Consider the following 17,376-nt stretch of genomic DNA (forward strand, 5'->3'; position numbering starts at 1 on the left):
AATCTTTGATCGACTTTCCACCGCTGTCCCGGCATCGCCGGCGCATGGAAAATTTCAATGCCGCCGTCGATGCGCTGTCCAGCGCGGTCTTCTTCAAGGTTCCCCTGTTCGGCGCGCAGATCGAGCTGATCGTGCTCTATCTGGCGCTCCCCATGCTGTTCTTCACCATCTGGCTGGGCTTCCCCAATGTCACCCAGGTCGGCCGAGCGATCCGCATCCTGCGCAGCCAGCCGCATGAGGGCGAAGCGAAGGGCGATGTCAGCCAGTGGGGCGCGCTGTCCACCGCCCTGTCCGGCACCATTGGCCTTGGCAATATCGCCGGAGTCGCGGTGGCGCTGACCATGGGCGGGCCGGGCGCGATATTGTGGATGTTCATCATCGGCTGGTTCGCGATGACGGTGAAGATGGCGGAGGTCACGCTGGGCCTCAAATATCGCGTCTTCGACGAACGCGGCCATGTCCATGGCGGGCCGATGTATGTGCTCAAAGCCGTCGGCGCGGCGCGCGGCTGGCCGAAGATCGGGCTGGTGCTGGGCGGCGCCTATGCCTTCTTCGCCCTGTTCGGCGCGATTCCGATGGTGCAGGTCAACCAGAGCTTCGCCCAGGTGAAGGTGGTCACCGGCATGACCAATGGCTGGGCCTATGGCGTGTTCATCGCGGCGGCCGTCGCGCTGGTCACGATGGGCGGCGCGGCCTGGCTGGGCGAAGTGTCGAAGCGCCTGACCCCGCTCAAGGTCACCGTCTATCTGGGCGGCGTCGCGGCGATCCTGATCCTGCATGCCGACGCCATTCCCGGCGCGCTGGCGCTGATCTGGCACGGCGCCTTTTCCAGCGATGCGGCCACCGGCGGCGCGATCGGCGCCTTTGTCGCGGGCATGCGCCGCGCGGTTTTCGCCAGCGAGGCGGGCGTCGGGTCCGCCGTCATGGCGCACAGCCTGGCACGGGCGCGCCATCCAGTGTCCGAAGGCCTTGTCGCGCTGCTGGAGCCGCTGCTCGGCACGATGATCGTCTGCGCTCTGGGCGGGCTGGCACTGGTCGTCGCGGGCACCTGGAACAATGGGCTGGAGGGTATCGCTATCACCTCCGCCGCCTTTGCCAAGGTGTCGCCCTGGTTCCCCTGGCTGCTCGCCGTCGTCGTCTTCCTCTTCGCCTATTCGACACTGGTCGCCTGGGGCTTCTATGGTCTTCAGGCCTGGGGCTATCTGTTCGGCAATGGCCCCCGCGCCCAATGGGTCTACAAGATCCTCTATGTCGTCGCCCTGCCGCCTGCCGCCGCGATCGACCTCGGCCGGGTGGTCGGCATCGTCGACAGCAGCTTCTTCCTGATGGCGATCCCCAATGTCATCGCCCTCTATCTGTGCGCCGGCGAGCTGCGCCGCGACGTGAAGGCCTATCTGGCGGAACAGGCTTAACTTCGCACATTTCCCGCACATTCTGACATAATATTGCGGGGCCGCGATCCTATCGGAAAGCGGCCCCGTTCTTATAGCATGACCTTAACCAGATAGGACAGAAACGAAAAAGGCCCCGCCTGTCGGCGGAGCCTCTTCGATCGTGCAGACGGCGGGGCGTCAGATCTTGTCGCCGAGCGCACCCTTGACGGAGCCGGCCACATCCTGGGCCGTACCCTTCGCCTTCTGCAGCTTGCCTTCGGCTTCCAGGCGTTCATTATCCGTGGCCTTGCCGATCGCTTCCTTCGTGGCACCGGCGGCCTTGTTGCCCGCAGCCTTCACCTTGTCGGTCAGTTCACCCATATGGTTTCTCCTTGGAAGTGGCTTTCCCCCTGTCAACCATCGGACAGGGGGAAAGGTTTCCATCGAAACGCGGGCGTCACGACAAAATCAGGGCTTGATCCCATAGCGGGCATAGACGGCGTCGATGCGCGGATCGATGCGGCGGGCGACCGCGATTTCCGCATCCCCCTCGCTCGCCCGGCCCAGCCGGTGCAGCACGATGCCGCGCATGTAGCGGCTCGGTTCCTTGCCCGGCTCCTGCGCGACGACGACGTCCAGGTCGCGCAGCGCATCGTCGAACCGGCCCATGCGGAACCACAGCATCGCCCGGCTGTCGAGCGCGGCCATGCTGCCCGAACTCAGCTCCACCGCCTTGGTGCAATCCTGCATCGCGCTGTCCAGTTCGACATTGCGCGATCCCTTGACCCAGCAGCGCTCGTTGAACAGCCCGGTCATGCCCGGCTTTTCCGCCAGTTGCGCGTCAATGATCTCGATCGCCTTGGCCGGATCGCCATAGGTTCCGAGCAGCGTCGCCTTGAAGCTGCGATAGCCGTCCCGCGCCTCGCCACCGATCGCGATCTTGGCGTCGACCATGCCCAGCGCATCGTCCAGCTTGCCGCTTTCCGCCAGATAGGTCGCGACCGTGCCGACCGCCGCGCCCGACGCCGGGTCGAGCTGGCGCGCCATGCGGCCATCGGCCAGCGCGCCGGTCACGTCGCCGGTCTGGAACCGGCGATAGGCACGCTGCAGATAGAGGTCGACGTCGGGCTTGATTCCGATCGCCTTGTCGAGATCGACCAGTGCATTCTTGTAGTCGCCAATGCCCCAGCGGAAATTGCTGCGGCTGGAATAGCCGGTCGCATCCTCCGCATCGGCGGCGATCGCCTTGGCAAAGGTCGCCTCGACCGCCTTGGACTGCGGCCAGGCGGCGATGGTCGCCGGGCTGTAATCCCACAAATAGGTGGGCTTGGCCGGGCCGATCACATGCGGCGACATCGCCTGCACTGTCGCCAGCGCATCGCGCTCGTCGGGCAGGCGATCGGCCGCGATCTCGACGCCGGTGGCGTCGGTCCGCTCCTCGACATCCAGCACCCCGTCCTTCAGCTGCACGGTCCGGCGCAGGTCATAGCCGGCCACCGTCTTGCTGAGGCCCTGCTCGCCTTCGATCGCATAGCCCTTGCCGCCCTGGGGCAGGCGCAGGCGCAGATGATAGCGGATGCCGATCGGCGCGCTCGTCGCCACCGGGATCGCCAGCCAGGCGGGGCGCGCCCGGTCCGGCGCGAAGCTGATCTCGTCGATCAGCTTGCCGGCGTCGCGGCGATAGCGCCGGTCGCTCAGCTTCCAGGGCGAGCTGGTGACGCCATGGGCGGTGAAGGTGACGGTGGCCGAAGCTGCATCGGTGGTGACGCCGACCTGGCTATATTGAGCGGTGCCGACCTGCTCGCTGAAAAAGCCCTGCACCATCTCGTCGCGCCGCTTGGCATCCATCTGGCCGAGACCGGTGCTGATCATCGTCGCGATCTGCCCGCGCAGCACCGCCCTGGCATCGAACACGGTCGGCAGCTTCTCATGCCCGCTCTCGTCCGCCTCGACACTGACGTCGATCGTCGGCCGGGCATTGGCATGGGTCTGGATCGGCATCAGCTCCGCGCCGGCGGTCCGCACCGGCAGCACCGATCCGAAGCGCGGCGTATCGCCGATATCCTCCAGCCGCGATCCCAGCCCGGTGCCGTCGAGCCAGTAGGACTGGCCATCGATCACCGCACGCACCAACACATGGTCGAACGCCGCGGCCGTGGGCAGCCGTTCCGGCACGGAATCGCCCAGGGTCGAACTGGCCAGCACCGGCTCCGCCTCGATCCCCAGCCCGCGCAGCAGCGAAAGCAGCAGCAGCGTCTTCGCCTTGCAGTCGCCATAGCGCAGCGTCCAGGTCTCGGCCGGCTTCTGCGGGACATAATTGCCGCCATTCATGCCGACCATCAGATAGCGGACATGGTCCTGCACCAGTTGCAGCGCAGCCGCCGCCTTTTCCTTCGGCGATCCCGGCAGCGCCTTGAGCTTGGCCAGTTCGCCCGCCAGCGGCGATCCATCGGCGATCAGCCCATCGGTCGCATAGAGCGGCGCCATCGTCTTCGACACATCGGCCCAGTTGGCAAAGGTCGACAGTTCGAACAGCGGCGGATGGGTGAAGCGGGTCGGCGCGTCGGCCGGCATTTCCGGCTGCTTGGCCAGCGGCACGGCAAAGCTCAGCTCGGTGAGGCCACCCTTCTTGACCGGCTTGGCATCGACGCCGCTCGCCAGCAGCTTCCAGCGCGGCGCATCCGCATCGTCCCACAGCAGGCGGACCCGGCCATAGCCCAGTCGCAGCGGCGCTGCCGGCAGGGCCGAGACATTCTGGACATGGCCGCCCAGCGCATCATCCTTGCTGGTGGTCGAATAGCGCAGCCGCACGACATCGCCCACCTGCACCCCCTCGACCGCCATGGTCGCGGTCAGGATGCCGCTGATCTGCAGCGCCTCCAGCCCCTGCTCGCGGCGCAGCACGGTGAATTTCTTGCCGCTGGCCAGCGCATCGATCACCTGATCGCCGCGCAGGATCGACAGTTCATGGATGATGAGGTCGCCCTTGTCCGGCGCCCAGGGCAGGGTCAACGACGACAGCTGGGTCAGCGCCTCGGCCGAACCGGCGCGGGTGGCGATGTCGGCATAGTTCCACAGCTGGCCCTTCTCGACCCGCTGCTGGCTGTCGAGGATCATCATCGAGGGCGGATCGCCATCGGCCGCCAGCTTGGGCATCGCCGCCTTGTCGATCCAGCCGGGCGCCGGCTGATACAGCGGCACCTCTCCGGCAAAGGCAGGCGCCACAACCGTCATGGCCGCCGAAGCCGCCAACCACCCGAAATGTCTCATTTCCCCCCGAACTTCCTTTTGCACTAAGCCCCGTTTGATCAAAGGCTATGGCATCGCGGCGAAGCGCTCAAGGGGAAGCATCACGCGCAAAGAAAAAGGGGCCGGAAAACCGGCCCCTTCTCGAAATTCGCGGCAGTCGCGAAGCGGATTAGCGCTTCGAGAACTGGAAGCTGCGGCGGGCCTTGGCCTTGCCGTACTTCTTACGCTCGACGACGCGGCTGTCGCGGGTCAGGAAGCCTTCGGCCTTGACCGCGCTGCGCAGCGCCGGCTCATACTTCGACAGAGCCTGGGCGATGCCGTGCTTGACCGCACCGGCCTGGCCCGACAGACCGCCGCCCTTGACGGTGGCGATCACGTCATACTGACCTTCACGGTCGGTAACGCCGAAGGGCTGGTTGATGACCAGACGCAGGGTCGGGCGAGCGAAATAGACTTCCTGGTCACGGCCGTTGACCGTGATCTTGCCGGTGCCGGGCTTCACCCACACGCGGGCCACGGCATCCTTGCGGCGGCCGGTGGCATAGGCGCGGCCGAGGCCGTCGATTTCCTGGGCGCGCAGCGGAGCCGAGGGCTGGACCGGCGCGGCAGCGACGGGCGCTTCGCCTTCGACGGCAGCCGGGGCAGCGGCAGGAGCGGCAGTGGCCAGCGACGCGAGGTCGGACAGGGACTGACGGTTATCGGACATTATGCACCCACCTTGTTCTTGCGGTTGCGCGACGCGAAGTCGAGCACTTCGGGGTTCTGGGCTTCATGCGGATGCTCGGTGCCGGCGAAGATGCGCAGGTTGCGCATCTGCTGGCGGCCCAGCGGACCACGGGGGATCATACGCTCGACGGCCTTTTCCAGGACGCGCTCGGGGAAACGACCTTCCAGGATCTTCTGGGGGGTGGTTTCCTTGATGCCGCCGGCATAACCGGTGTGCTTGTAGTAAACCTTGTCGGTCAGCTTGCGGCCGGTGAACTTGACCTTGCCCGCGTTGATGATGATGACATTGTCACCGCAATCGACATGGGGGGTGAAGCTCGGCTTGTGCTTGCCGCGCAGGATATTCGCCACAGTCGAAGCGAGACGACCCACGACCAGCCCTTCGGCGTCGATCAGGATCCACTTCTTTTCGACCGTTGCCGGGGTTGCCGGCTTGGTGGTCTTCATCAGCGCCTTCATGGTGCCAATTCTCCAAGAATGAACAGTGAACCAGCTACCCTAGGGTCGCCGGAAGATGGGCGCTAATGACGTTTGGGGGCCGACAAGTCAAGAGATTCGGCGGCTTTCACGACGGGTAAAATAATACCACTCACTTGCCGGCGACGGTCAGGCTCCGCTTTTCGGTCAGCGTCTGGGCGCCCAGGGTCAGGGTGCGCTCCTGCGCATCGACCAGTCCCGTCTGCGCCGACACGATATAGCGCATCGCGACATGGGCGCCCTCCCCCTGCAGATCCTCCTGCAATGTCAGCCGGTTGCCGTCATGGGCGGCGACGGTGGACTCGCCCTCCACCGCGACGGCGCGGCCCAGCGGCGGGCCGGCCATGGTGCGCACGCCACGCGGCCTGGCATCGTCAACTTCGCTGTCAACGAACAGCAGCAACGGCTGCACCTCGCCCGACAGCAGCGCCAGCCGCCCTTCGGGCGTCAGCCCATCGAGCAGGGTCAGGACATTCTTCGCCGTGCGCTGCCCCGCACTGCCCTCCGGCGCCTTTGCCACCATGGCGTTGAGCGCCTTTTCCATCGTCGCCCGGACATCGTCGACATTGTCGAGGCCGACGATCTTGCCATGGACATCGAGGCGGAAGCGATGCTCCACCCCGATCAGCGGCGACAGGGCAGCGCGATAGGCATCGGCACCCGCACCGGGCACATCGCTGTCCAGGCTGCGCAGCGTGACGTGCAGGATATAGCCATCCCCTGCCTTCTCGAAACGCAATATCCGGTCGGCCCGGAACAGGCTGTCACGGCCGTCGACCGGGCGATGCTGTTCGATGCGATAGAGCAGATCCTGCCCGGTCGGCGGCGCGAAGCCGATGGCGACCGGAGCGGCCAGCGCCGGTGAGGCGAGTACCAGCGACAGGAAGGCGATCGCTCGCTTCATGCCAGTTGCTCCGCGACCCAGGCGGCAAAGGGCGGATGAGCGGCATCGACCGGCAGCGCCAGGATCGCCGGCACGTCATAATCGTGCAACTGCGCGACCCGCGCCATCAGCGCGTCGCGCCGGTCGGCGCTGGTCTTGAACAGGATCGGGACTTCGGCGCCTTCTTCCACCTTGCCCTGCCATTCATAGATGGAGGTGCAGGGACCAAGGATATTGGCGCAGGCGGCCAACCTCTCCTCGACCAGCGTGCGGGCGACGGCACGCGCCTGCTCGGCCGATCCGAACAGGCTGTAGACCAGCACGACCCCACTCATGCTCGGCGCGATCCCACGGCATGGGTGCCCCAGGCGGCCGAGGCCACCACCAGCGCGCCGACCGCCTGGTGCAGCACGGCCAGCGGCAGGGCGATGCCGCTGATGACGGTGGCGATCCCCAGCAGCACCTGCGTGCCGACCGCCGCATTGATCGCGATCGACGCGCCGCGATGGCCCGCCGCCTTGGCCTTGCGCGCCAGGATGATCAGCATCGCCGCCGCAACCCAGGCCCACCAGCGGTGGATGAAATGGACCAGATAGGGATCGCTGGACACGGTCGCCCAGAGCGAACCGAGCCATTGGATGCCTTCGGGCACCAGATGGTCGTTCATCAGCGGCCAGGTGCTGGAGACATAGCCGGCGTCGAGGCCGGCGGTGAAGGCGCCGAACATCAGCTGGACCAGCAGCACCAACAGGGTCGCCAGCGCAAAGGGCTGCAGCGCGGCGGGCCGGGCATAGGGATTGCGCGCCAGCGCCAGCAGGTCGAGCGCGGTCCAGATCAGCCCGCCGATGATGAAGAGCGCGGTCAGCAGATGCACGGCCAGCCGATAATGGCTGACATCGGTGCGCACCGACAGACCGGACTTCACCATCCACCAGCCTATCGCGCCCTGCAACCCGCCCAGCGCCAGCAGTGCGACCAGGCGCCAGCCATAGCCGGCCGGGATCGCCCGCCGCGCCGCGAACCAGATCAGCGGCAGGGCAAAGGCGACGCCGATCAATCGGCCGAGCAGCCGGTGCAGCCATTCCCAGAAGAAGATGAACTGGAAGGCGGCCAGGCTCATGCCCTTGTTGATCTCCTTATATTCGGGGATCTGCTGATAGTCGCGAAACGCCTCCATCCACTGGTCGTGGGTCAAGGGCGGGATCGCGCCGGTGATCGGCTTCCACTGGGTGATCGAAAGGCCGGATTCGGTAAGGCGCGTGATGCCGCCCACCACCACCATGCAGAAGACCAGCGCCGCCACGATGAGCAGCCAGCGGGCAATGGCAACGGGACGTGGAGCCGCGCTGAACGCGGTCGGGGAAGAACGTGTCATGCCCGGTCCATGCGCCCATGCCGCCCCCTATTCAAGAGGCACGGACTGGGACAAAAGGTCATGGGGCTTCCATCGCCGGGGGATACAAATCGGCGCACGGGCGTCTCCCACCAACGCATTGCAACGACAGGGTTATGATGAGCCAGCAGAGGGACATTGCCGACATGATCGCCGAACAGGGGCCGATGGGCGCCCTGACCGCGACGATCGACGGGTCGTCGCCTCTGGGGCCAGCATCGGACTGGTCGCCATCGCTCGTGTCGACGGTGCGGCTGATGCTGTCGTCGCGCGCGGAGATCGTGCTGTTCTGGGGGCCGGATTATTGCGCCCTCTATAATGAAGCCTATGCCCCCACGATCGGCGACAAGCATCCGCGCGTGCTTGGTCGCCCGGCCCGCGAAGGCTGGGCGGAGTTGTGGGATGATCTTGGCCCGCTGCTGCAATCGGTGCGGGACACGGGCGAAACCTTCCATGCCAAGGACCGCCCCTTCTATATCGAACGCGACGGCGGACGCGGCGAGGAGGTCTTCTTCGACATTTCCTATTCGCCGGTGTTCGAACTGGATGGGTCGATCGGCGGCGTGCTGTGCATCGTCAGCGAAACCACGGTGCGCGTGCTCGCCGAGCGCGAGGCACGCGCTGACCGCAACCGCCTCTGGGCGCTGGCGCGCGACCCCTTCCTGATCGCCGACAGCGAGGGCATCTGGCTGTCCGCCAGCCCCGCCTGGACCGACATATTGGGCTGGTCGCAGGAGGAATTGATCGGCCGCACATCGGAATGGATGGAGCATCCCGACGATGTGAAGCGGACGCGCGGCGAGGTGCAGGATCTGGCCGACGGCCATCCGACCATCCGGTTCGAAAACCGGTTCCGCACCAAGCGGGGCGATTATCGCATCTTCAGCTGGACCGCCGTGCCCGAGGGCGACCTCATCTATTGTGTCGCCCGCGACGTGACCCGGCACCGCGCCGACGCCCAGGCCCTGGCCGAAACCGAAGCCGCGCTGCGCCAGGCGCAGAAGATGGAGACGCTGGGCCAGCTCACCGGCGGCGTCGCGCATGATTTCAACAATCTGCTGCAGATCGTCACCGGCAATCTGGACCTGCTGCAACGCGCCCTGCCCGACGATCAGCCGCGCCTGCGCCGCGCCGCCGACAATGCCATGGCTGGGGCCGAGCGGGCGGCGATACTGACCCAGCGGCTGCTCGCCTTTTCCCGTCGCCAGCCCCTGGCCCCCGACCGGGTCGATCCCAACCGGCTGATCGCCGGCATGTCGGACCTGCTGCACCGGACGCTGGGCGAGATGATCGAGGTGGAGACGGTGCAGAGCCCGCGGGTCTGGCCGGTCGAGATCGACGTCAACCAGATGGAAAATGCACTGCTCAACCTGGCGGTCAATGCGCGCGACGCGATGCCGCAGGGCGGCAAGCTGACGATCGAGGTCGCCAACACCCATCTCGACAGCCATTATGCCGCGACCGAGCAGGAAATCACGCCCGGCCAATATGTGCTGATCTGCGTGTCGGACACCGGCATGGGCATGGACGCCGACACGCTGTCCCACGCGATCGAACCCTTCTTCACCACCAAGGATGTCGGACGCGGCACCGGCCTTGGCCTGTCGATGGTCTATGGCTTCGTCAAGCAGTCGGGCGGCCATGTCCGGGTCTATTCAGAGACCGGCCATGGCACCACGGTGAAAATCTACCTGCCACGCTATCATGGTCTGCTGCCGGTGGCCGAGGAGATCGTGCAGGCCCCGCCCCCACCCTATCCGCAGGCCGGGCAGGAGGTGATACTGGTGTGCGAGGATGACGAGAATGTCCGCGCCTATTCGGTCGAGGTGCTGCGTGACCTGGGCTATCGCGTGATCGAGGCGGGCGATGGCCAGACCGCCCTCGCGGCGCTGGATGCCGCGGCCGAGCCGATCGACCTGCTGTTCACCGACGTGGTGCTGCCCGGTGGCATGACCGGGGCAGACATTGCCCGCGCCGCCAAGGCGAAGCAGCCGGGGCTACGCGTGCTGTTCACCACCGGCTATGCCCGCAACGCGATCATCCATCATGGCCGGCTCGATCCGGGTGTCGAGCTGCTGACCAAGCCCTTCACCTACAGGGCACTGAGCGAGAAGATCCGCGATATGCTGGACCGGGTGGAAAGCCCGGCCCAGTAAAAAGGTCAGCCCTTGGCGCGCTGCCAGGCGGCGACCAGATCGACCGTCCGTTCGCGCACGGTCAACGCATCGTCGCCCGGACGATAGAGCGCGCCACCCACGCCGATCCCTTCGCAGCCACCGGCGAGCCAGTCGCCGATCGTGTCCGCGCCGGTACCGCCCACGGCCCAGACGCCAACATGCTTGGGCAGCACATCCTTGACCGCCTTGACATAGGCCGGGCCAAGCTGGGCGGCGGGGAACAGCTTCACCCGGCGCGCGCCGGCCTCGACCGCGCGGAACGCCTCGCTCGGCGTCATGAAGCCGGGCAGCAGTTCAAGGCCGAGTTCGGCGCCGCGCGCGATCACGTCGGGGACGGTATTGGGCGTCACCATGATGCGGCCGCCCGCGCCCGCCAGCGCCTCGACCGCCTCGACCGTCAGCACCGTGCCGCCGCCGATCAGCGCGCGATCGCCAAAGGCCCGCTGCATCGCCGCGATGCTGACCAGCGGCTCGGGCGAATTGAACGGCACCTCGATCACGCGGATGCCGGCTTCCACCAGGGCGGCGGCGATGTCGAGCGCCTCTTCAGGCTTCACGCCACGCAGAATGGCGGCGATCGGCGGCGCGCCGTCGGCCAGCAGGTCGTCGAGGATCATCGGTCAGTTCTCCAGAAAGCCAAGGCCAGCCCGCGCACAGGCGTCGCCGTCCAGCGATTGCGAAGCGATGCCCTGCGCATCGAGGGCACGGGCATAGCGATCCGAAAGCCGCGCGTCACCAATCAAGACGACGCCGGTGTCGCCCGCCAGCGCGGCCCGCGCCTCGGCGATCTCGCAGCCGATGACGAGGCCCGACAGATAGCCCAGCGCCCAGTCGGCCGAGCGCCCGGCGCGCAGCCGCATCGCCCGCGCCGCGAACAGCGAGGCGAGCAGCCGCCCCGCGCCGGCCCGTTCCAACCCCTCGGCAAATCCGGCCGCTTCCTCTGCCGGATCGGCGTCGGCGGCGGCGATATTGGGGCTGAGCGTCGAACGATCCCGCAGCAACGCAAAGAGTTCGCCGGTCGGCACGGTGCGAAAGCGGATCACCCGGCCATCCTCGACCAGCGTCCATTTGCTGTGGGTGCCGGGCAGCACGATCAGGTGACGGCCGGTGGCGAGCCGGGGATCGAGCGCCATCGCGCCGAAAATCTGTGCCTCCTCGCCGCGCATCACATCGGCAATGCCGTCGGCGTCGGTGCAGGCCAGGCCCGCCATGATCGCCAGCGGCGCGCCGCGCCAGTCGAAGCGCACGGCAACCTCTGCCCAGCTATCGGCATCGGCGGGACAATCGGCATAGGGTGCCTCGACCCAGCCGTCGCGCGCGCCGACCATGCCGCACAGGCGGATCGATGTCGGCAGGCCGTCCTCCAGCCAGGGGGCGATCGCCTCGGCAAAGGCGGCTTCCGCCTCGCGGCCGACCACGCCGATGCCCGGCCCGTCTCGGCGCGCCACGATCCGCCCCGCTTCCACCCGGAACAGCCGCAGATTGCTGGTCCCCCAGTCGCCGATCACTGCATAGTCGCTCATCGATGATCCGCCCGATTTTTCGCGTTCAACCGCACTTTCCCTCTCTTTGTATCCTTGAAAAGTTATTTGTCTGAGTATATCGGAGAGGCAAGCGCGTCAACGTGCCAAGCCTTTTCAAAGTGTCAGGATGCCCACATGAGCGATTCGTCCAAGCCTACTCCCAAGCTGCGTAGCCGCGCCTGGTTCGACAACCCAGACAATATCGACATGACCTCGCTCTATCTGGAGCGCTACCTGAACTTCGGCCTCAGCCTCGAAGAACTGCGCAGCGGCAAGCCGATCATCGGCATCGCCCAGACCGGCAGCGACCTGTCGCCCTGCAACCGCCATCACCTCGTGCTGGCCGAGCGCATGCGCGAAGGCATTCGCGAGATGGGCGGCATTGCCCTCGAATTCCCGGTCCACCCGATCCAGGAAACCGGCAAGCGCCCGACCGCCGGCCTTGACCGCAACCTTGCCTATCTGGGCCTGGTCGAAGCCATGTATGGCTATCCGCTCGACGGCGTGATCCTGACCAGCGGCTGCGACAAGACCACCCCGGCGCTGCTGATGGCCGCCGCCACCGTCAACATCCCGGCGATCGCCCTGTCGGTCGGCCCGATGCTCAATGGCTGGCACAAGGGCGAGCGCACCGGTTCGGGCACGATCGTGTGGCATGGCCGCCAGCTGCTGGCCGCCGGCAAGATCGACGATGAAGGCTTCATCAAGCTGGTCGCCTCGTCGGCTCCCTCGACCGGCTTCTGCAACACCATGGGCACCGCCAGCACCATGAACGCGCTCGCCGAAGCGCTGGGCATGATGCTGCCCGGCAGCGCGGCGATCCCCGCCCCCTATCGCGACCGTCAGGAAGCCGCCTATCGTACCGGCAAGCGCATCGTCGAAATGGTGCATGAGGACTTGAAGCCCTCCGACATCATGACGCTCGACGCCTTCCACAACGCCATCGTCGCCAACTCGGCGATCGGTGGGTCGACCAACGCGCCGATCCACCTGGCCGCCATCGCCCGCCACATGGGCGTCGACCTGCCGCTCAAGGATTGGGAAACCGTCGGTCACAAGGTGCCGCTGCTGGTCAACATGCAGCCGGCCGGCGAATATCTGGGCGAGGATTATTACCGCGCCGGCGGCCTGCCCGCCGTCATCAGCCAGCTGATCGACCAGGGCCTGATCAAGGAAGGCGCGATGACCGTCAATGGCAAGACCATGGGCGAGAATTGCAAGGGCGTGGAGATCGAGGATGAAAAGGTCATCCGTCCCTTCGGCCAGCCGCTCAAGCAGGAAGCCGGCTTCCTGGTGCTGACCGGCAACCTGTTCGACGAAGCGGTCATGAAGACCAGCGTCATCAGCGAAGAATTCCGCATGCGCTATTTGTCGAACCCCGACGATCCCGAAGCCTTTGAAGGCCCGGCGGTCGTGTTCGACGGTCCGGAAGATTATCACCACCGCATCGACGATCCGTCGGTCGGCATCACCGCCGACACTTTGCTGTTCATGCGTGGCGCCGGCCCGATCGGCTATCCCGGCGCGGCCGAGGTCGTGAACATGCGTCCGCCGGCCTATCTGATCACCGAAGGCGTGTCCGCCCTGCCCTGCATCGGCGATGGCCGTCAGTCGGGCACGTCGGGCAGCCCCTCGATCCTCAACGCTTCGCCCGAAGCGGCGGCGATGGGCGGCCTCGCGCTGCTGGAAACCGGCGACCGCGTCCGCATGGACCTGAAGAAGGGCGTGGTGAACGTTCTGATTTCCGACGAGGAACTGGAAGCCCGCCGGGCCAAGCTGGTTGCCGAAGGTGGCTACAAATACCCCGCCTCGCAGACCCCCTGGCAGGAAATCCAGCGGTCGGTCGTCGGTCAGATGAACACCGGCGCGATCCTGGAAGGCGCGGAGAAATATCAGCGCATCGCCCAGACCATGGGCCTGCCGCGCGACAACCATTAATCATCAGAGCCGTCAACGGCGCGTCATTCAAAGGAGGCAACAGGACGTAATTTCCGTGCAGCGATGCTCGAAATTGCGTCCCCTCGTCCCCATCTGATGGGCGCGCCGTTCCGGCAAATATTACCCCCTTTCCACGACATTTCGGGAGATATCCATGTTCAACGGAGCCATTCTGGTCGGTGCTGCCGAGCGCACCGGTGGTGAGCCCTTCTTCGCGGTCGATCCGTCGACCGGCGCCAAGGGCGACGTCGCCTTCCACAACGCCTCGACCGCCGATGTCGCCGACGCCTGCGCGCTGGCCGACAGCGCGTTCGAGGGCTTCTCGACCCTGTCTCCCGAAACCCGCGCGGCCTTCCTGGAAGCCGTGGCCGACCAGATCATGGAAATCGGCGACCTGCTGATCACCACCGCCATGAGCGAAACCGGCCTGCCGCGTGGACGCCTGGAAGGCGAGCGTGGCCGCACCGTCGGCCAGCTGCGCCTGTTTGCTTCCTATGTCCGCCAGGGCGACTGGCTCGACGTCACCATCGACAAGGCGCTGCCGGAACGCACCCCGCTGCCCCGCAGCGACCTGCGCCGCGTCAACCATGCCGTCGGCCCGGTCGCCGTGTTCGGCGCGTCCAACTTCCCGCTCGCCTTCTCGGTCGCGGGCGGTGACACCGCATCGGCCTTCGCCGCCGGCTGCCCGGTCGTCGTGAAGGGCCACCCGGCCCACCCCGGCACCGGCGAACTGGTCGCCCGCGCCATTGCCGCCGCGGTCAAGGCCAGCGGCCTGCATGAAGGCGTCTTCTCCTACCTGCCCGGCACCACCAATGATCTGGGCGGCGCGCTGGTCGCCGATCCCCGCATCAAGGCGGTCGGCTTCACCGGTTCGCGCGGCGGCGGCATTGCGCTGATGAAGATCGCCGCCAACCGCGAAGAGCCGATCCCGGTCTATTCGGAAATGTCGTCGATCAACCCGGTCGTGCTGCTGCCGGGCGCGCTCGCGGCCCGCGCCGAAGCGCTGGGCACCGCCTTCGTCGGTTCGCTCAGCCTGTTCGCTGGCCAGTTCTGCACCAACCCCGGCATGGTGATCGCGCTCGACAGCCCCGATCTCGACCGTTTCGTCGCCTCGGCGGCAACGGCCCTGTCGGCCAACCAGCCCCATGTCATGCTGACGCCGGGCATCCACGCCGCCTATGAAAAGGGCGTCGAGGCGCTGGCCGGCGCGGAAGGCGTCACCACCGTGGCGCGCGGCGCCGAAGCCGAGGGCGTGAACCTGGCCCAGTCGGCCCTGTTCGCCACCAGCGGCGAACAGTTCCGCACCAACCCGGCGCTGTCGCATGAAGTGTTCGGTTCCTCGTCGATCCTGGTGAAGTGCGCCACGATCGAGGAAGTGATCGCCACCATCGCCCAGATGGAAGGTCAGCTGACCGCCACGCTGCAGATGGACGAAAGCGACAATGACAATGCCGCCAAGCTGCTGCCAACGCTGTCGCGCAAGGTCGGCCGCGTGCTCGCCAATGGCTGGCCGACCGGCGTCGAAGTGACCCATGCCATGGTCCATGGCGGTCCCTTCCCGTCGACCTCGGACGGCCACACCACCTCGGTCGGCACACTGGCCATGATGCGCTTCCTGCGTCCGGTCTGCTATCAGGACGTCGTCGACGCCGTGCTGCCGCCGGCGCTGCAGGCGGCCAACCCCTGGAAGCTCAACCGCCGCATGGAAGGCAAGCTGGAGCTGGCGCAGTGACCGTCATTTCGCTGGTTCAGTTCAACGAGGGTGGCGCGCGCGGCGTCGCCGCCCTCGACCAGACCGGCGCGGCGAAGCGGGTGACGGGCGCAAGCTCCACCCGCCAGCTGGCGCTGGACGCGATCGCGGCGGGCCAGGGCCTGGCCGCCTTTGCGGAAGGCAAGCTGGGCGACGCGGTGGACCTGTCCGCCGTCACCCTGCTCTCGCCGATCGACCATGAGGATGCGGCGCATCTGCTGGTCGCCGGCACCGGACTGACCCATCTCGGTTCGGCCGAAGGCCGCGACAAGATGCACAAGGCCGCCACCTCGGGCGACCTCACCGACTCCATGCGCATGTTCCTGATGGGCGTCGAGGGCGGCAAGCCCGCCGATGACGGCATCGGTGCGCAGCCCGAATGGTTCTACAAGGGCGACGGCCAGATCCTGGTCGATCCGGGCCAGGACTTCACCATGCCGGCCTTTGCCGAGGATGGTGGCGAGGAACCGGAAGTCGCCGGCATCTACCTGATCGACGCCGACGGCACGCCGGTGCGTCTGGGCTTTGCGATCGGCAATGAATTTTCCGATCACATCACCGAACGCGGCAATTATCTGTGGCTCGCCCACTCCAAGCTGCGCCAGGCCTCGCTCGGCCCGGAACTGCTGCTGGGCGACCTGCCGCAGGATCTGCGCGGCACCAGCCGCATCGTCCGCAATGGCGAGACGGTGTGGGAAAAGCCGTTCCTGTCGGGTGAGACCAACATGTCGCACACGATCGCGAACCTGGAACATCATCATTTCAAATATGGCCTGTTCCGCCGTCCCGGCGACATTCATGTCCATTTCTTCGGCACCGCCACCCTCTCCTTCTCCGATGGCTTCGCCACCCAGGAAGGCGATGTGTTCGAGGTCGAGGCCAAGCCCTTCACCCTGCCGGTCCGCAATGGCCTGAAGCGCGCAGCGGACGAGGGCAAGACCAAGGTAAAGGCGCTATGAGCATCAAGGCCGGCCTCGTAGGCCTGGGCAAGATCGCCCGCGACCAGCATCTGCCCGCGATCGCCAAGATCGACGGCATCGATCTGGTCGCCGTCGCCAGCCGCAACGCGCAGGGCGAAGGGGTGAACAATTATCCCGATCTCGGCGCGATGCTGGCGGGCGAGCCCGACATGGACGCCGTCATCCTGTGCCAGCCGCCGCAGGTCCGCTATCAGGCGGCCCGCCAGGCGATCCTGGCCGGCAAGCATGTCTTCCTGGAAAAGCCGCCGGGTGCGACCGTGTCGGAAGTGGATGCGCTGATCGAGCTGGCCAAGGCCAACGGCGTCACCCTCTATGCCAGCTGGCACAGCCGCTATGCCGCCGCCGTGGCCCAGGCCAAGGACTGGATGGCGTCGCGCACGGTCGAGCGCATCTCGATCCAGTGGCGTGAGGATGTCCGTCACTGGCATCCGGGCCAGCCCTGGATCTGGGAAGCGGGCGGTTTCGGCGTGTTCGATCCGGGCATCAACGCCCTGTCGATCCTGACCGAAATCGTCGCCGAACCGATCACCCTGCTGTCGGCCGAACTGGAAGTGCCGTCCAACAAGCAGGCGCCGATCGGCGCGACGCTGGCGATGGCGACCGCTTCGGGCGCAAAGATCGACACCGTGTTCGACTGGCGCCAGACCGGTCCCCAGACTTGGGACATCGCGGTCGAAACCAGCAATGGCAAGCTGCTCCTGTCCGAAGGCGGCAACACGCTGACCCTGGACGGCGAAGTCCAGTTGAAGGCGCCGGACGAGGAATATCCGACCATGTATCGGCGCTTCGTCGGGCTGGTGGCGGATAAGGCGATCGACGCCGACACCGCGCCGCTGCGCCTGGTGGCCGATGCCTTCCTTTGTGGCCGGCATTGCCCTACGGCTGATTTTGAGGACTAAATTCAACG

At 66.5% G+C, this 17,376-nt stretch carries 15 protein-coding genes; 6 read left to right on the forward strand and 9 right to left on the reverse strand.

All coding sequences use genetic code 11. The features are described 5' to 3' along the window. Positions 1–44 precede the first annotated feature (44 nt). A complete protein-coding gene (locus AC0KVN_RS13800) occupies positions 45–1,412 on the forward strand; it encodes an alanine/glycine:cation symporter family protein (RefSeq protein ID WP_037509730.1) in 1,368 nt (455 codons plus the stop codon). A gap of 159 nt (positions 1,413–1,571) precedes the next feature. Here AC0KVN_RS13800 and AC0KVN_RS13805 read toward each other — a convergent pair whose 3' ends face one another. The 7 genes from AC0KVN_RS13805 to AC0KVN_RS13835 all read right to left on the reverse strand — a co-directional run bounded on the left by AC0KVN_RS13805 (position 1,572) and on the right by AC0KVN_RS13835 (position 8,083). After that, a complete protein-coding gene (locus AC0KVN_RS13805) occupies positions 1,572–1,754 on the reverse strand; it encodes a CsbD family protein (RefSeq protein WP_004210977.1) in 183 nt (60 codons plus the stop codon). 87 nt (positions 1,755–1,841) lie between these two features. Continuing rightward, positions 1,842–4,607, reverse strand: coding sequence for a DUF3857 domain-containing protein (locus tag AC0KVN_RS13810; protein WP_435568694.1), 2,766 nt, complete (start codon positions 4,605–4,607; stop codon positions 1,842–1,844). A gap of 184 nt (positions 4,608–4,791) precedes the next feature. Continuing rightward, the gene (gene rpsI, locus AC0KVN_RS13815; RefSeq protein ID WP_004210975.1) at positions 4,792–5,328 is read right to left on the reverse strand and encodes a 30S ribosomal protein S9; all 537 of its coding nucleotides are present in this window, start codon (positions 5,326–5,328) and stop codon (positions 4,792–4,794) included. Further along, on the reverse strand, positions 5,328–5,807 hold the full coding sequence (rplM, locus tag AC0KVN_RS13820) for a 50S ribosomal protein L13 (RefSeq protein ID WP_004210974.1): 480 nt from the start codon (positions 5,805–5,807) through the stop codon (positions 5,328–5,330). The genes rpsI and rplM overlap by 1 nt, the downstream gene beginning before the upstream one ends. Positions 5,808–5,937: 130 nt before the next feature. Then, on the reverse strand, positions 5,938–6,729 hold the full coding sequence (locus AC0KVN_RS13825; RefSeq protein ID WP_435568678.1) for a hypothetical protein: 792 nt from the start codon (positions 6,727–6,729) through the stop codon (positions 5,938–5,940). Then, the gene (gene cutA, locus AC0KVN_RS13830) at positions 6,726–7,043 is read right to left on the reverse strand and encodes a divalent-cation tolerance protein CutA (protein WP_374552936.1); all 318 of its coding nucleotides are present in this window, start codon (positions 7,041–7,043) and stop codon (positions 6,726–6,728) included. The genes AC0KVN_RS13825 and cutA overlap by 4 nt, the downstream gene beginning before the upstream one ends. Beyond that, the gene (locus AC0KVN_RS13835) at positions 7,040–8,083 is read right to left on the reverse strand and encodes a COX15/CtaA family protein (RefSeq protein WP_435568679.1); all 1,044 of its coding nucleotides are present in this window, start codon (positions 8,081–8,083) and stop codon (positions 7,040–7,042) included. Before AC0KVN_RS13835 ends, cutA begins: the two co-directional genes overlap by 4 nt. Positions 8,084–8,220: 137 nt before the next feature. Between AC0KVN_RS13835 and AC0KVN_RS13840 the strand changes: the two genes are divergently transcribed. Beyond that, positions 8,221–10,257: a hybrid sensor histidine kinase/response regulator gene (locus tag AC0KVN_RS13840; RefSeq protein WP_483656151.1), complete on the forward strand. Its 2,037-nt coding sequence runs from the start codon at positions 8,221–8,223 to the stop codon at positions 10,255–10,257. Positions 10,258–10,262: 5 nt separating this feature from the next. Here the strand turns inward: AC0KVN_RS13840 and AC0KVN_RS13845 are convergent, their stop codons facing one another. After that, positions 10,263–10,895, reverse strand: a complete 633-nt coding sequence (locus tag AC0KVN_RS13845) for a 2-dehydro-3-deoxy-6-phosphogalactonate aldolase (protein WP_483656152.1) — start codon at positions 10,893–10,895, stop codon at positions 10,263–10,265. Positions 10,896–10,898: 3 nt separating this feature from the next. Then, a complete protein-coding gene (locus tag AC0KVN_RS13850) occupies positions 10,899–11,801 on the reverse strand; it encodes a 2-dehydro-3-deoxygalactonokinase (protein WP_435568682.1) in 903 nt (300 codons plus the stop codon). Between the two features lie 135 nt (positions 11,802–11,936). On the opposite strand from AC0KVN_RS13850, the gene AC0KVN_RS13855 reads away from it, so the two are divergent. The 4 genes from AC0KVN_RS13855 (at position 11,937) to AC0KVN_RS13870 (ending at position 17,368) form a co-directional block, all read left to right on the forward strand. Continuing rightward, positions 11,937–13,739, forward strand: coding sequence for an IlvD/Edd family dehydratase (locus AC0KVN_RS13855; protein ID WP_435568683.1), 1,803 nt, complete (start codon positions 11,937–11,939; stop codon positions 13,737–13,739). A gap of 154 nt (positions 13,740–13,893) precedes the next feature. After that, positions 13,894–15,471, forward strand: coding sequence for an aldehyde dehydrogenase (NADP(+)) (locus tag AC0KVN_RS13860; protein WP_435568684.1), 1,578 nt, complete (start codon positions 13,894–13,896; stop codon positions 15,469–15,471). Further along, positions 15,468–16,448, forward strand: coding sequence for an AraD1 family protein (gene araD1 / locus AC0KVN_RS13865; protein ID WP_435568685.1), 981 nt, complete (start codon positions 15,468–15,470; stop codon positions 16,446–16,448). Before AC0KVN_RS13860 ends, araD1 begins: the two co-directional genes overlap by 4 nt. Further along, on the forward strand, positions 16,445–17,368 hold the full coding sequence (locus AC0KVN_RS13870) for a Gfo/Idh/MocA family protein (RefSeq protein ID WP_435568686.1): 924 nt from the start codon (positions 16,445–16,447) through the stop codon (positions 17,366–17,368). The genes araD1 and AC0KVN_RS13870 overlap by 4 nt, the downstream gene beginning before the upstream one ends. Positions 17,369–17,376: the final 8 nt, after the last annotated feature.

It is taken from the genome of Sphingobium sp. SG1 (assembly GCF_057063145.1).